The 14,788-nt window shown below is 60.6% G+C and carries 11 protein-coding genes; 5 read left to right on the top strand and 6 right to left on the bottom strand.

Features of this window, described 5'->3' with window-relative positions:
* Positions 1-144: 144 nt before the first annotated feature.
* Genes LQ231_RS21670 through LQ231_RS21680 form a run of 3 tightly spaced genes read left to right on the top strand, consistent with a single transcriptional unit; the run spans position 145 to position 2,997 of the window.
* Positions 145-1,065, top strand: coding sequence for an ABC transporter permease (locus LQ231_RS21670; RefSeq protein ID WP_230173876.1), 921 nt, complete (start codon positions 145-147; stop codon positions 1,063-1,065).
* On the top strand, positions 1,062-1,883 hold the full coding sequence (locus tag LQ231_RS21675) for an ABC transporter permease (protein WP_230173878.1): 822 nt from the start codon (positions 1,062-1,064) through the stop codon (positions 1,881-1,883). The genes LQ231_RS21670 and LQ231_RS21675 overlap by 4 nt, the downstream gene beginning before the upstream one ends.
* A 7-nt stretch (positions 1,884-1,890) precedes the next feature.
* Complete coding sequence (locus LQ231_RS21680; protein ID WP_230175004.1) at positions 1,891-2,997, top strand: ABC transporter ATP-binding protein; 1,107 nt, start codon at positions 1,891-1,893, stop codon at positions 2,995-2,997.
* Position 2,998: 1 nt separating this feature from the next.
* Here the strand turns inward: LQ231_RS21680 and LQ231_RS21685 are convergent, their stop codons facing one another.
* The 4 genes from LQ231_RS21685 to LQ231_RS21700 are packed head-to-tail and all read right to left on the bottom strand — an operon-like array spanning position 2,999 to position 7,645.
* Positions 2,999-3,253, bottom strand: a complete 255-nt coding sequence (locus LQ231_RS21685; RefSeq protein ID WP_230173880.1) for a hypothetical protein — start codon at positions 3,251-3,253, stop codon at positions 2,999-3,001.
* Between the two features lie 9 nt (positions 3,254-3,262).
* A complete protein-coding gene (locus LQ231_RS21690) occupies positions 3,263-4,483 on the bottom strand; it encodes an aminomethyltransferase family protein (RefSeq protein ID WP_230173882.1) in 1,221 nt (406 codons plus the stop codon).
* A complete protein-coding gene (locus LQ231_RS21695) occupies positions 4,480-6,039 on the bottom strand; it encodes an NAD(P)/FAD-dependent oxidoreductase (protein WP_230173884.1) in 1,560 nt (519 codons plus the stop codon). Before LQ231_RS21695 ends, LQ231_RS21690 begins: the two co-directional genes overlap by 4 nt.
* The gene (locus LQ231_RS21700) at positions 6,026-7,645 is read right to left on the bottom strand and encodes an NAD(P)/FAD-dependent oxidoreductase (RefSeq protein WP_356637622.1); all 1,620 of its coding nucleotides are present in this window, start codon (positions 7,643-7,645) and stop codon (positions 6,026-6,028) included. The genes LQ231_RS21695 and LQ231_RS21700 overlap by 14 nt, the downstream gene beginning before the upstream one ends.
* A gap of 333 nt (positions 7,646-7,978) precedes the next feature.
* Here LQ231_RS21700 and LQ231_RS21705 point away from each other — a divergent pair, with 333 nt between their 5' ends.
* Positions 7,979-8,647 carry a TetR family transcriptional regulator C-terminal domain-containing protein gene (locus LQ231_RS21705; RefSeq protein WP_230173888.1) on the top strand — a complete coding sequence of 223 codons (669 nt, stop codon included), beginning with the start codon at positions 7,979-7,981 and terminating at the stop codon, positions 8,645-8,647.
* Positions 8,648-8,671: 24 nt separating this feature from the next.
* Positions 8,672-9,745, top strand: coding sequence for an ABC transporter substrate-binding protein (locus LQ231_RS21710; protein ID WP_230173889.1), 1,074 nt, complete (start codon positions 8,672-8,674; stop codon positions 9,743-9,745).
* Positions 9,746-9,934: 189 nt separating this feature from the next.
* Here LQ231_RS21710 and LQ231_RS21715 read toward each other — a convergent pair whose 3' ends face one another.
* Both LQ231_RS21715 and LQ231_RS21720 read right to left on the bottom strand, forming a co-directional pair.
* Positions 9,935-13,108: a multidrug efflux RND transporter permease subunit gene (locus LQ231_RS21715; RefSeq protein WP_230173890.1), complete on the bottom strand. Its 3,174-nt coding sequence runs from the start codon at positions 13,106-13,108 to the stop codon at positions 9,935-9,937.
* Positions 13,105-14,256, bottom strand: coding sequence for an efflux RND transporter periplasmic adaptor subunit (locus tag LQ231_RS21720; RefSeq protein WP_230173891.1), 1,152 nt, complete (start codon positions 14,254-14,256; stop codon positions 13,105-13,107). Before LQ231_RS21720 ends, LQ231_RS21715 begins: the two co-directional genes overlap by 4 nt.
* Positions 14,257-14,788 lie beyond the last annotated feature (532 nt).

The raw sequence follows: 14,788 nt of genomic DNA on the forward strand, positions 1-14,788 counted from the left end.
GATTCGGATGAGGGGTGCTTGCATTCCGTCAACAATTACGCTCATCATGCGAAACGGAACGGAAGAGGCGGAAAGCCGGAGGGCTGCCATGCGTCGCTTGCTGCATTACGCCTGTTGTCACGCGAACCCCGGGGAGGGGCGCTGATGGCGATGGCTGTGGATCGATCAGCCTCTGCGGCGGAAAAAGGCCTGCCTGCAAGGCCGTCATGGCTGCGTGGCGAAGAGGCGGCCGGGCTCTCCCTCATTTCCCCGCCGGCCCTTTATGCCCTTCTCCTGCTGGGCATCCCGATCCTCACCGTCTTCGCCTACAGTTTCTGGACGCAGAACTACCTGGAGATCGATCGCAGCTTCACCTTCGAGAATTACCGCGTCGCCCTGACGGAACCGATCTACCGAGATCTGCTGCTGCGCTCCCTGGCCATCTCCCTCGTCGTGTCAGTTGTGACGGTCGTCGTTTCCTATCCGGTCGCCTGGTTCATCTCCTTTCATGGAGGGCGCCACAAGAACCTGCTGCTCTTCCTGATCACCGTGCCATGCTGGACGAGTTACCTGCTCAGGGTCATGTCCTGGAAGATGATCCTCGGCTATCAGGGGGTCCTGAACACAGGGCTGATGTCGCTCGGCATTACGAGCGAACCGATCGCTTCGCTTCTCTACAATTCCAACGCTGTGGCGATTACGCTGGTCCACAGCTGGGCTGCCTTCGCGATCCTGCCGATTTACGTGTCGCTCGAAAAGATCGACCGTTCCCTGGTCGAAGCGGGACGTGATCTGGGTGACGGGCCAGTGCGCAGCTTCCTGCGTGTCGTGCTGCCGCTCTCCATGCCGGGGGTCGTGTCCGCGCTGCTCATCGTCATGATCCCGACCGTCGGCGACTATGTCACGCCACGTCTCGTTGGTGGCAAAGACGGGGTGATGATTGCGACCGCCATTCAGGCGCAATTCGGCAAGGCGGCCAACTGGCCGCTCGGTGCCGCGTTGTCGGTCACCACCATGGCAATCGTCTCCGTCATGGCCGGCGCCTGCGCGCTTCTTCTCAAGTTTGCGGCGAGGCGGATCCGATGAGCCTGCTGAACCCTTCTCGCTGGCGGTTGCTGCCGGTCTACATGGCCCTCTATCTCGCCTTTCTCTATCTGCCGATCCTGCTGCTTCCGGTCTTCTCCTTCAACGATGCCGCTGCCACGCGCTTCCCGCTCGCCGGCTTCACGACCAAGTGGTACGCCTCTCTCTGGGGCAACCGCGAAATGCTGGATGCGGCCTTCAACAGCCTTATGGTTGGTATCTGCGTGTCGGTTCTGTCGACGGGGCTGGCGATCTGTGCCGCCCGTGCGGTGACCCGTTATCGCTTCCGGGGCCGCCGTGCTGCGAACGGCCTGATCATGGCGCCGCTCTTCCTGCCCGAAATCATCGTTGCCGTCTCATTGCTGATGATCGTGCTTCAGATCGGGGTGCAACTCTCGCTTCTGACCGTCATCCTGGGACAGGTGGTCTTCTGCCTGCCCTATTCCATGGCGGTGCTGACAGCCGGTTTCGACGGCTTCGACCGGTCGCTGGAAGAGGCTTCGCTTGATCTGGGTGAAACCGCCTTCGGTACGTTCAGACGTGTGACCCTGCCGGTGGTGGCGCCGGCCATCCTGTCCAGCCTGCTGGTCTCCTTCACCATCTCGCTCGACGAGTTCCTGCTTGCCTTTTTCCTGTCGGGCACCGAACCAACACTGCCCGTCTACATCTGGGGGCAATTGCGTTTCGCCGCCAAGCTTCCTGGCGTTCTCGCGCTCGGCAGCATCATGCTCGCCTTGTCCATTGGCCTGCTTGTCATCGCCGAGCTTTTGCGTCGGCGCGCCGAGCGGCAGCTATCTGCGGGAGCCTTTGCCCATGTCTGACATGCCGATGATCACGATTTCGGGCGTGAACAAGTTCTACGGGATCTACAAGGCGCTGACCGATGTCTCGCTTGACATCGCCTCGGGCGAATTCTTCTCGCTTCTCGGCCCGTCCGGCTGCGGCAAGACCACGCTGCTGCGGTCGATCGCGGGTTTCGAGACGCCGAGTTCCGGCGATATCCGCATCGACGGCCAGTCGATGATCGGGGTCCCGCCAAACCGCCGTCCCACCAACATGGTCTTCCAGAGCTACGCGATCTTCCCGCATCTGAATGTCGAGGAGAATGTCTGCTACGGCCTGAAGCGTCTGAAGCTGGGGGTGGCGGAGGAGCGTCGGCGCGTTGGCGATGCGCTGGATCAAGTGCGCCTTGGCCATCTCGGCAAGCGTCGTGGCCACGAACTTTCCGGCGGCCAGCGGCAGCGCGTGGCCCTTGCCCGGGCGCTGGTGTTGCGCCCCAAGGTGTTGCTGCTCGACGAGCCGCTCTCGGCGCTCGACAAGAAGCTGCGCGAGGAGATGCAGTCCGAATTGCGGGCTCTGCAGAAGGCGGTCGGCATCACCTTCGTCCTCGTCACCCACGACCAGTATGAGGCGCTGGCGCTGTCCGACCGGATCGCAGTCATGTTCGGCGGGCGAATCGCCCAGGTGGCGACGCCGAAGGAACTCTACCAGCATCCCCTTACACGCATGACGGCGGATTTCCTCGGCGGCATGAACTTCCTCTCCGGCAAGGTGGCGGAGAGTGTCGGCGACATGCTGTCTGTCGAAACCGAACGTTTCGGACAGTTGCGGCTGGCCGCTGCCGCCTGCGGCGGTCGCCCCGGTGATCGTATCACGCTTGGCATCCGTCCCGAACGCCTGCGACTTCTGTGGGATGGCGAGCATGTCGATCATGAGTTGCAGGGCAACGTGACGGATCGGGCCTATTTCGGCGAGACCACCCACCTCTCGGTCCGGGTCGATGGTCTGGAGAAACCGCTGTCGATGATCGAGACCAATACATATGGTGCTGACGATCTGCCGATCGGGGCATCGATCCGGCTGGCCTATGACCCGGAGGCTTTCGTGGCGCTGGCCGATGACGAGGCCGAGGATCGTATTCGGAAGATTGGTTGATCTACCCGGCGAGGAAGCGGGACAGCTTGTCGAGCCAGTCGGCGCCGATGCGGTAGCGCCGCAAGACGTCAGCGGGATCTTCCTCGTCCAGGCGCGCGAGATAGCGGTAGACTTCGAGCGTCTGGGCATCCATGTCGCCCTGCATGTAAAAATACATGGCCGCCGCATAGCGTGCGCGTCCTGACCACTCGATCCCTGGCGGCAGGGTGACGAGCTTCCATTGCGCCCGGGTCTCGCTTTCGGGGTCGGCGGCCATCACGCGGCCTCAGAACCGGCCCGGCGGCGTCGCCGTGCGGCGCGGCAGCTTGACGAAAGGGCGCGGCACGATCTTGGCCCGTTTCATCAACTTCTGGTACTGCAACTCGCGCAGCGCATAGATTTCCACCCACAGATCGCCGAGGATCTGTTCGCCATAGGGGCGTGCGAGCGTTGCGATGGCGATGTTGCGCTTGGCCGTCGGCGACCAGATGCCGGCGGTGACGATGCCGGCTTCGCGGCTTTTCTGATGGTAGACCAGCGCGTGCTCTGCGGGGACGTTGCCTTCGATCTCAAGCCCGACCAGGATGTATTTCAGCGATTTCGTTCGCCGCGCCTTGAGAATGGCGTCGCGTCCGTTGAAATAGGGCTTGTCTGGGTCGACGAGCCAGTCGAGCCCGATTTCGTCGGGAAGCCGCTCGCGGTCGGGCCGCAATGCCGTCTCCGCAGTCGTGAAATCTGTATTGGCGACGATGAAGCCGGCCTCTATGCGGGCGCGGTTGAGCGCGCCGTAGCCGATGGCCTGCAGGCCGAACAATTGCCCGGCATCCCAGATCCGATCCCAGAGCGACAAGGCGATCTCGGTGGGGGCAAAGAGCTCGTAGCCGAGGTCGCCGGTGAAGCCGGTCCGGGAGATCAGAATCTCGTGCCCCACATGCTGGAATGTCGAAATCTGAAAAGGCTTGAGCGTCTCGATACCGGCAAATCCGGCAGCATCAAGCACCGAAAAGCTGGTCGGTCCCTGAAGTGCGACGGCGGCGAGTGTTTCCGTCTCTTCCTCGATCGTGACGTTAAAACCATCGGCGCTGTCAGCCAGCCAGGGCAGGTGACGTTCCTGGCAGCACAGGCGGAAATCGGCTTCCGCCAGGCGGAAGAGCGTGCCGTCATCCAGCACATGGCCGTGATCGTCGCACCAGGCGGTGTACTGCACCCGGCCGGACTTCAGCTTGCGCACGTCGCGCAGCGCCAGGCGATTGAGGAAACGTTCGGAATCGACGCCACGGATGCGGTATTTCACCATCGGCGAGATGTCGAAAAGGGCGCACGTCGAGCGAATGGCGAAATATTCGAGTTCGTCGTCGAAGACCGAATGCGGCGCCTTGTAACCGGCCCAGGAATACCAGTCATTGGTGGTCGACAGCGCCGCGATGCGGGAATGGAACGGCGTTTCGAGGCGCGGTGTGGCTATGTGGATCTGGCTGGCGCGGCGCTGGGCGGGATCGAGGTTCATCGTTTCTCTCCGGCAAGAATGTGGCGCGCCGCAAGCAGACCCGGCAGGCCCGAGATGCCGCCGCCCGGATGTGAGCCGGCGCTGGCGAGGAATAGCCCCTTAATCGGCGTGGAGAAGCGCGACGCAGCGTGCACGGGGCGATTCACTAGAAGCTGGTCGGCCTGCAGCTCGCCGTGGTGCCAGTGCCCGCCGGGCATACGGTAGGCGGCCTCGATATCCGGCGGTGCCACGATACGGGCGGCCTGCACGCTGCGGCCTATGCCCGGCGCATGGCGTTCGAGAACGGCGAGGGCGGACGCTCGGAGCTGATCCCTCCCGCTCTCCCAGCCTTCCTTTAAGGTGTAGGGCACGAAGGGGATCAGGGCAGAGAGTGTCGCGGCACCTGATGGAGCGAGCGCAGGCTGTGACAGGCTCGGCAGCATCACCTCCATGACGGGGTCGGCCGGAAGCTCGCCGTATTTCGAGGGATTGAAGGCGGTTTCGACATGCTGCATCGACCGGCTGATCACCAGTCGGCCGGTCAGCGCATCCTCTGGAACGCCGTTGAAGTTTGGCGGTGCATCAAGGGCGAGATCGAGCCGGGCGACATTGCCGTTCGAGCGGATATTGCCGATGGCACGCCGGAAGCCGGTGCCGATCTCGGCTGCGTCGACGAGCGCAACGAATGTTGTCTTCGGATGAACGGCAGAGACGATGATCGGTGCCGTGAGCGTCTCGCCGCTTTCCAGGACGACGCCGCTCACGGCGCCACGATCTGCCAGAATCCGACCGACGGCAGCTCCGGTTCTGAGCGTCACACCTGCCTTCAGCGCACCGGCGACGAAGGCTTCGCCGAGCGCGGCCATTCCGCCTTCGGGCACGAACTGGCCACCAATGCGTCCATTCGCTTCTCCGGTCAGGCGGTAGTAAAGGCCGAGCAGTGAGGTGGGCGAGCGCGGGCCGAGCTGGATGCCGAGCGTCGCATCAAAGGCAACAAGGGCCTTCAGGCGATCGTCGGTGAGGTATTCGTCGGCGACATCGGCGACATTCATCAGGAGCATGCGCAGGAAATCGCGCCCCTCTTCTCGCCCCTTGAATAACAGGGCAAGGCCCGCCGTACCGAGTGTGGCGAGATCGCCCATGCCAATCTTCTCGAGCGGTGGCGGTGTGCGCTTGAGGAAGCAACGCAGGATGCCGGCCTGGAAGATCAGCTTGTCGCGCAGTGTCCGGAAACGCTCGGCTTCCTCGGGCGAAACACCGGTGATCCGGTCGCCATAGGCGCCTTCCAGGATAACCGGTGCTTCGGAGCCGGACAGCACGGTGGTCGAAAGCTCCCGGCCTCCGGCGAGGTGTGCCGGCAAGGCCATCAGTTTCGCGACATCAGGATCGAGCCGGTTGATGGTCTGGGCCGGACCGTTCGCCCGGAAGCCGGGATGGAAGGTGTCTCCCCGCAAGGCGCCGCCGGCCTCCCGATGCGCTTCCAGGACCACCACCTTGCGACCGCTGCGGGAGAGGGCGGTCGCTGCGGTCAGCCCGTTGTGGCCGCCCCCGATCACGATGGCATCAAATGACGTCATGGGCTTCACTCATATGGTGCTGATCCCGCTTGAGGTCGCGCAGGATCTCCCGGGCGGCGTTGCGGCCCGGTGCGCCCATCACGCCGCCTCCGGGATGCGTCGAGGACCCGCAGATGTAGAGGCCTTTGACGGGGCTCCGATACTGTGCATAACCGGGGACCGGCCGGTTGAAGAGAAGCTGGTCGAAGGTCAGTTCGCCCTGGAAGATATTGCCTTCTGTCAGTCCGACCTCCGCTTCGATTTCGCGCGGGGTGCGCACTTCTATGTGCAGGATGCGATCCCGGAAGCCCGGCGAGTATTCCGCGATCTGGCTCACCACCGTTTCGGCGAAGGCGTCGCGATCGGCATCCATCCAGTCGCGCCCGTCGACCTTGGGTGGGCAATATTGCACGAAGCAGCTCATGAAATGTTTGCCCGGCGGCGCCATAGTCGGGTCGAGCGTGGTCGGGATCATCATGTCGATGAAGGGGTCGGCTGACCAGCGCCCGTCCTTCCAGTCGTCATAGGCCCGTTCCATGCGCTCCACGCTGTCGGTGAAATGCATGTCGCCGCGAATGCAGGTGGAGCCTTGCGGCAGGGCCGGAAACTCCGGCAGGCTGTCGAGCGCGATGTTGAGCTTGCCCGACGAGCCGCGCATCTTGAAATGGCGCACCCGGTGAACGAAGCGTTCGGGCAGGTCCCTTTCCTCGACGAGTTTGAGGAAGGTTCGTTTCACATCGGCATTTGAGACGATGGTGCGGCCGCGTACTTCTTCGCCATGGGCCAGTACCACACCGGTTGCCTCCCCGGCGCGTGTAAGCACCTTTTCGACATCGGCGCCGGTGCGGATCGTTCCGCCTGCCGCCTGGAAGGAACTTGCCAAGGCCCGGCTGATCGCGCCCATGCCGCCGCGGGCATAACCCCAGGCGCCGACCGATCCGTCGACTTCGCCCATATAGTGGTGCAGCAGCACATAAGCCGTGCCGGGCGACATCGGGCCGAGTGCCGTGCCGATGATGCCGGACAGCGCGAGATAGGCCTTCACCACATCGGTCTCGAAGTATTCGTCGAGAAAATCCGAGATCGACATGGTCCAGAAGCGGAGCGTTGCGGCCATTTCGGCGGCGGAAAAATCGCCGAAGCGTTTTGCGAGGAAGAGCAGTTCACTGACGTCGCGCGGCTTGAAGGAAAAGGGATCCGGTGCCGTGCGCATGAGAAGCGGCTGGATGAAGCGGCACTGGCGTGTCACGTCGCGGGCGTAGCGCTCATAGGCTTCGGCATCGCGCTTCGACCAGCGGGCGAAGTCGCGCCGGTGGCTGTCATGATCCCGGTAGGAGGCGAGGTAGTCGCCATCACGGGTGAAGACGGCCCCGCCTTCGTAGGAAATGACCTGCAACCCGTGTTTCGGCAGCTCCAGATCACGCATGATCTCCGGCCGGAAGAGGGAGCAGACATAGGAGCAATTGGAATAGAAAAACCCGGGCATGAGCTCGCGGCTGGTGGCAGCCCCCCCAACCCAGTCGTTCTTTTCGAGCACCAGGACATCGAGGCCGGCCTTCTGCAGATAGCAGGCCGCGACAAGGCCATTATGGCCCCCACCGATCATCACAACGTCATGGGTTTTCATGCTGTCCCCAATCATGCGTTTCTCCAAAAATGGATGAAAAACGTATGCTTGTCCATCCGTATTGAATGAACATTCAGCAAGTTTGTTGCAAAGTCCGTGAAATGGAATAGTCTGCTGCGGACGGAAGGACGGTCAGAATGGCTGAGGGTTTCGCTGGGCACTCACGGGAAAAGCGCAGGCCGGGTGGTTCGGTGTTGCGGCCCCTATCCATGCGCATGACCAGCAAGAAGGTTCTTGACACCGGAGGCTGCTGTCCACTCATCTCAGGGCTGATAAACCGGGTGCGCGGCGATGATGGCTGAGCACGGACACCTTCGGAATTGGACCCAGAGCATGAAGTCGATAAACGCCCTCCCGGATGCGGGAATTCCCGGCGACAGGAAGGGCCGCAAGGCCTCCAAGGAAGCCCGCCAGCAACAGCTCATCGAAGCGACGATCGATTCGTTGGCGAAGCGAGGCTATGCCGAAACGACGCTCGCCAATGTCGCCGATGGAGCCGGTCTGTCGCGCGGCATTGTCAATTTCCATTTCGAAAGCAAGGAGCGGCTGCTGATTGCCACCCTGCAATTCATGGCGGATGAATATGCCGGCCACTGGATGGTGGCCTATGAGAAAGCCGATCCGTCACCCGCGGCCAAGCTCTGGGCGCTCGTCGCGGCAGATTTCGACCGCAAGCTTACCACGCGGCGAAAGCTTGCGGCCTGGTGTGCCTTCTGGGGCGAGGCAAAGTCCCGGCCGACCTATCAGGCTCTGTGCGGCGCCCGGGACGCCCGTTACCAGCAGTTGTTCGAGGATCTCATCACGGCACTCAAGGCGGAAGCTGGCTATTCGTTCGAGCCTCAGGCGACGACGCTTGCCTTGTGCGCCACACTCGAGGGTTTGTGGTGGCGTCTCATGATGAATGACGGCCTGACGCGCGAGGGCGCGCATGCGGCAGCCATCGAATTTCTCGTCGTGCTTTTCCCGCGGCACATGACCCGCGATGGGCCCAACCCGACATAGCAACCCAGACCAAGGAGACCGGCCATGAAGCCCAAAACTGCATTTCGACTGTCCGTCCTGCTTTCCGGTTTCCTGGCCAGCGTCGCTCCCCCGGCCACTGCGGCCGACAACATAGTGGTGTTCGACTGGGCCGGCTACGAAGATCCCGCTTTCCATCCCAGCTATACGGAGAAGTTTGGCGGCGAGCCCGACTTTTCCTTCTTCGGCGATGAGGAAGAGGCCTTCCAGAAACTGCGCTCCGGTTTCACGGCAGACTTGGCGCATCCCTGTTCGCAAAGCGTGTCGAAATGGCGTGATGCCGGCCTGCTGGAGCCGCTCGACACCTCAAAACTCGCGAGCTGGAACGATGTCCTGCCCGGCATCAAGGCGATGAAGGGGTTGATGACCGCCGAGGATGGCACTGCCTACTTCCTGCCCTTCGAATGGGGGAATACCGTTCTCACCTATCGGACCGACACGGTGAAGCCGGAGGATGTCACCTCACTGAAGGCTTTTGCTGATCCCAAGTTCAAGGATCGCGTGTCGATCGGCGACAATGTCGACGACGCCTATGCGCTGGCGAGCCTTGCGATCGGCGTGAAGGACTGGACTAAGCTGACGGACGAACAGTTCAAGCAGGCGTCCGACTTTTTGCGCGCCGTACACCAGAATGTCCGGCTTTACTGGACGGACAATACCGATCTCAGCCAGGCAATAGCCGGCGGCGAAGTCGATCTCGCCTGGGCCTGGAACGAGACGGCGACGACGCTTGCCGCAGACGGTGTGCCCGTTGTCATGAAGAAAGACACGAAGGAAGGCATTTCGACCTGGGTCTGCGGCTATGTACGTCTCAAGGGCGGTGCCGGCAGCGAGGAGCAGCAATATGGTTTTCTGAACGCCATTACCGATCCAGCCGTCAGCAGCTACATGGTGGAGAGCTGGGGTTACGGACATTCCAATGCCAAGGGCATGGCGGCAGTCGATGCGAAGATCCTGGCCGATAAGGGATTTGCCGATGTCGACAAGTTCACCGCCAACACGTTGTTCCAGTCGCCGATGCCGACGGAACAGCGTCAGCGCATGATCGCGGAGTTTGAGAAGATCAAGTCGGGCTATTAGGTGTTTAGTTCCGGACTTTGATGGTGCAACACTCTCGTCAGCTTGGAGGGCTTCGCGATGGGACAAGTTCTAAAAGGGAGCGGCACGACGACAGAGCTGCCCTGTGATGTGAGCTGCAGAACGACGCATTTCGTTTTCGCTCCAGATTTTGTCTAGACGCAAACGCAGCTGGGGAGCTCACGACATTGATCAGATCGATCCAGCTTCCTCCGCAACTTTGTTCTCTCGTGGCTTGTAGCCGACCGATCGCAGCGCAACGTAGAAGACCGGTGTCAGGAAAAGACCTAGAATGGTTACCCCGAGCATGCCTGAGAACACTGCAGTGCCGAGCGATTGGCGCATTTCAGCGCCAGGGCCTGTCGCGATCATGAGTGGCACTACACCCAGGATAAAGGCGAATGCGGTCATCAGGATCGGCCTCAAGCGGAGGCGGCTGGCCTCTGTGGCTGCCTGGGCCGGAGTGGCGCCGTCCTCTTGGGCCTGGCGTGCAAACTCGACGATCAGAATAGCGTTCTTCGCCGCCAGGCCGATCAGCACGATCAGTCCGATTTGCGTCAGGATGTTATTGTCCTGTCCTCGCAAGAACACCCCGACCAGAGCTGCAAGCACAGCCATTGGCACGACGAGGATAATAGCAAGCGGCAGGACCCAGCTTTCATATTGGGCCGATAAAGCCAGAAAGACAAAGACGACCGACAGCGCGAATATGAAGATTGCCGTATTGCCGGTGTTGCGCTCCTGGAAGGCCAGGTCGGTCCACTCGAATGCGGTGCCGGGCGGCAGGATCTCGGCGGCCAGCGTTTCCATTTCGTCGAGCGCGGTGCCGGTGGATACGCCGGGACCCGGGTTGCCCTGGATCGGAACGGAGACATACATGTTGTATCGCTGGACAAGGGATGGTCCGGTAGTGTCCTGGATATCGACCAATGTTCCGAGCGGCACCAAGGCGCCGGTGGAGGAGCGGACCTTGAGCGAGAGAATATCCTCGCGCTCCAGCCGATACTGCTGGTCCGCCTGCGCCCGTACCTGGTAGACGCGACCGAACGCATTGAAGTCATTGACATAGGACGTGCCCAGATTGATGGAGAGCGTCTCGAAGATATTGGGGATTGGAACGCTCAAAGCGCGGGCCTTTTCGCGGTCGATTGCCAGGAAATATTGCGGGCTGGAAGCGGAAAAGGTGGTGAACACCCCTGTCAGACTTTTCGTCCGGCTGGCGGCACCCATCATTTGGTAGGCAAGGCCTAGCACGCGGCGCATATCGGAGCTGTCGCGATCGATGATCTGCATCTTGAAACCCCCAGAATTACCGACCCCACGGATGGAGGGCGGCGGCACGGCGATGATGAAAGCGTCCTGGATGCCTTGCAGCGTTCCGTAGATCTGACCGATTATCTGGTCGGCGCTGTGACCATGTTTCAACCTTTCCTCGAAAGTATCAAAGGCGGCAAACACCACGCCTGAATTCGACGCGTTGGTGAAGGTCGCTCCATTGAAGCCGGAGAATGCCACAGCGTTCTTGACGCCAGGAACGCTGAGGATGGTCTCGGAGGCGCGTTTAATCACCGCGTCGGTGCGGGCGAGCGAGGCACCGTCGGGAAGCTGCACGACAACAATTGCATAGCCCTGGTCCATCGTCGGTACAAAGCCGCTGGGTACCGTCTTGCCCATGTACCAGGTGGCTGCCAGAAGGCCTACAAAGACAGTAATGGTGGCGCCGAGCCCGATCCGTGTCGAGACCAGATGGCCGATAACCCAGGCATAGCCCTCTGTCATGCGGCCGAAACCATTGTTAAAGGCGTTGGCGAAAGCCCGGGCAACGCGCGTGAATGGGTTGCGCGTTTCATGGTGCTCCTCGTGAGGCCGAAGCAGCAGGGCTGCAAGTGCCGGCGACAGCGTGAGCGAGTTCAGCGCCGAAATGGCAGTAGCCACCGAAATCGTTGCGGCGAACTGGAGATAGAACTGCCCTGATATGCCAGGAATGAAAGCCGTTGGTACGAAGACGGCGATGAGCACAAGTGAGATCGCGATGATAGCGGTGCCGACTTCGTCCATTGTCACATGCGCCGCCTGTTTAGGGGTCATGCCCCTGGCCAGATTGCGCTCCACATTCTCCACGACCACGATCGCGTCATCGACGACGATGCCAATGGCCAGCACCAGACCGAACAGGGTGAGCATATTCAGAGAGAATCCGAAGGCGAGCAAAAATGCAAAACACCCGATCAATGAAACGGGGATGGCAATGATTGGGATCAGAGCCGTGCGCCAGGACTGCAGGAACACCAGAACCACGATGGCGACGAGAAGGGCAGCTTCGAAGATTGTTTTGTAGACCTCGGTGATGGATTCCGAGATGAATTCGGTCGGATCGTAGACAATGGTGTATTCGAGGCCAGGCGGGAAATCCTTCTTCAAGGTTTCCATCGTCGCCCTGATTTGCTCGGCAGCTTCGAGTGCATTGGTGCCTGGCCTCGAAAAGATGCCGAGCGCGACGGCGACTTTGCCGTCCAGATAACTATTCGTGGCGTAATCCTTAGCGCCTAACTCGATACGAGCAATGTCTTGCAACTGCACCAGCCGGCCGCTCTCCGTCGCTTTCACGATGACGTATCGGAACTGTCGGGCGTCACTGAACCGGCCCTCGGTTGTCACGGTATACTGGAAGGCATTGGCGCCAGCGTTTGGCGGCCCACCGATTGATCCACCGGAGACCTGCACGTTTTGGTCACGCAACGACTGTACGACGTCGCTTGACGTCATGCCGTAAGATGCAAGTTTTTCGGGGTCGAGCCAGATGCGCAGCGCATATTCGCGTTCGCCGAACAGGACGACGTCTCCCACGCCGTCCAGTCTCACAAGCAGATCGCGGGCACGGCTGCGGGCATAGTTGGAGACATAGAGCTGGTCATAGCGGTCGTTGGGCGAGATCAGGTGCACGACCATCATCAGGTCAGGCGAACTCTTGGCCGTCGTCACGCCGATGCGGCGGACTTCTTCCGGCAGGCGCGGCTCGGCGATTGCAACACGGTTCTGGACCAGGACCTGCGCCTTGTCTAGGTCCGTGCCAAGCTTGAAGGTGACGGTAAGCGCCATTGAGCCGTCGGCTGTCGAATAGGAGGACATATAGAGCATGTCCTCGACGCCGTTGATCTCCTGTTCGAGTGGCGTCGATACCGTGTCGGCGATCGTTTCCGCATCGGCGCCCGGATAGGCGGTGCGGATGACAATGGTGGGCGGTGCGATTTCGGGATATTGGGCGACTGGGAGCTGGAAGTAGGCGATACTGCCGATGATCACCAGAAAGATTGACAAGACCGACGCAAAGATCGGCCTGTCCACGAAGAAATGGGCAAATCTCATTGGTCGCTCTCCGTCGTCGCTGCCTCGGGGGGCAGCACCACGAGCGTCGGATCCACGATCACGCCGGGACGTAAGCGCATCAGGCCGTTGACGACGATCGTCTCGTTCCCGGTCAAACCCTCGCGAATGACGCGGTAGCCATAAAGCCTCGGTCCAAGCCGCACCTGCTTCGTTGAAACGCTGCCGTCTTCGGCAACGACATAGACGATCCGTTGATCCTGATCGGAGCCAATTGCTTCATCAGGCACAAGAATGCCCTGATACGTATTGGAAGCAGCAACCTCGACACGGCCGAACAAACCGGGCTGCAGGATAAATTTGGGATTGTCGAAGCGGGCCCGCACACGCATTGTGCCGGTTTCTCGATCGACCCGGTTTTCTGCGAAATCAAGCTTGCCGGCGAACGGCTTTTCGGCGGAATCCGCTATTGTCACGGTCACCGCCAACGAACCGCCGCCTTCCTGCAGATTACGCCCCTGCTCGCGGGCAACGCGCGCGTAGCTCAAAAGACGGCGCTCATCGACATCGAAGTAGAAGTCGATCGGATCAAGCGAAACAATTGTCGTCAGCGCAGTCTGATCCGCTTGCACGAGATTTCCGACTGAGATCAGACGTCGATCAATGCGTCCGCTAAGCGGTGCCTTGATAATCGTATATTCCATGTCGAGTTTTGCACGGGCGAGGCTTGCCTCGGTTCCACGTAGGTTGGCCTGTGCGGATTGAAGCTCGCGACGACGGTCATCAAGGGTGGAGACGGAAAGCGTTCCCTTTTGCACCAGTGATTCCGTGCGGGAAAATTCGGCTTCGGCGAAGGTCAGCGTCGACCTCGCGACTTCCTGCGACGAGGTGGCGATGTCCAGTGCGGTCTGAAATGGCCGCTGGTCAATGACGAAGAGTTTGTCGCCCTTGTTCACCATAGCACCATCGGTGAAATCGACCTGATCAAGATAGCCGCCGACCCGCGAGCGGAGCGTCACTTCGTCCACGGCCTCGAACCGGCCGATGAACTCATCGCTATCGATAACGTCGCGGACGACGGGCTTGGCCACCGTGACCGCTGCCTTGGGCTGTTCCTGTGCAAGGGAGGAGGTTGCGCACAGACCTGCGCAGAAAAGCAACAATGCCGCAATCCACTGGTGTCGTCGCATTTGTAAACTCCGAAAGAGCACCAAGCACTATTCATCGGGCGGTTGCACGAATGTGTTGGTTCAATTGAGTAACACTTGATCAAGCTCGAATTTACGTCGATGTGGTAATGCGCATGATTGTGAGACAAGCTGAGGTACCTGAAAGAGTGAGTTTTCAGGTCTTTAAAATGTCTTCACCAAGGATAGAAATCCCGAGGCTACAAGAACGAATACTTGTTTGGACGCTAGCCTACATCATTCGATTGTCTTGTCATCATGGAAATACGGTTTTCTGGAAGCCAGGGCGGCACGGTGTTTGGTCAAGGGAATCTGAGCTTGTCCATCATGCTTTCACTTCGTTGATGCAGACAGATCGGGCAAGGTCAATTTGCAAGCGTCGCTGCAAAACCAACGGCGAACAACTGCCGTGGTACTGATCTTGACATAAGACGTCGCAGCACCATTCGTTGCACAGCCGTCGGGGGGCGCCTCTCTCCGGGATCGGCGTCATCGGTGTTCCCCGCCGCTGGCGAGCGCCGTCACGTTGGTTGAC

It is taken from the genome of Rhizobium sp. CECT 9324 (assembly GCF_918741265.1).
In the GTDB taxonomy this organism is placed as follows: Bacteria; Pseudomonadota; Alphaproteobacteria; order Rhizobiales; family Rhizobiaceae; genus Allorhizobium.

What these genes read in the sequence shown, in the direction of transcription:
- LQ231_RS21680 (WP_230175004.1), top strand. Translation starts at nt 1,891, where the DNA reads ATGATCACGATTTCGGGCGTGAACAAGTTCTACGGGATCTACAAGGCG.
- LQ231_RS21690 (WP_230173882.1), bottom strand. Translation starts at nt 4,483, where the DNA reads ATGAACCTCGATCCCGCCCAGCGCCGCGCCAGCCAGATCCACATAGCC.
- LQ231_RS21675 (WP_230173878.1), top strand. Translation starts at nt 1,062, where the DNA reads ATGAGCCTGCTGAACCCTTCTCGCTGGCGGTTGCTGCCGGTCTACATG.
- LQ231_RS21695 (WP_230173884.1), bottom strand. Translation starts at nt 6,039, where the DNA reads ATGACGTCATTTGATGCCATCGTGATCGGGGGCGGCCACAACGGGCTG.
- LQ231_RS21670 (WP_230173876.1), top strand. Translation starts at nt 145, where the DNA reads ATGGCGATGGCTGTGGATCGATCAGCCTCTGCGGCGGAAAAAGGCCTG.
- LQ231_RS21715 (WP_230173890.1), bottom strand. Translation starts at nt 13,108, where the DNA reads ATGAGATTTGCCCATTTCTTCGTGGACAGGCCGATCTTTGCGTCGGTC.
- LQ231_RS21710 (WP_230173889.1), top strand. Translation starts at nt 8,672, where the DNA reads ATGAAGCCCAAAACTGCATTTCGACTGTCCGTCCTGCTTTCCGGTTTC.
- LQ231_RS21705 (WP_230173888.1), top strand. Translation starts at nt 7,979, where the DNA reads ATGAAGTCGATAAACGCCCTCCCGGATGCGGGAATTCCCGGCGACAGG.
- LQ231_RS21700 (WP_356637622.1), bottom strand. Translation starts at nt 7,645, where the DNA reads ATGAAAACCCATGACGTTGTGATGATCGGTGGGGGCCATAATGGCCTT.
- LQ231_RS21685 (WP_230173880.1), bottom strand. Translation starts at nt 3,253, where the DNA reads ATGGCCGCCGACCCCGAAAGCGAGACCCGGGCGCAATGGAAGCTCGTC.
- LQ231_RS21720 (WP_230173891.1), bottom strand. Translation starts at nt 14,256, where the DNA reads ATGCGACGACACCAGTGGATTGCGGCATTGTTGCTTTTCTGCGCAGGT.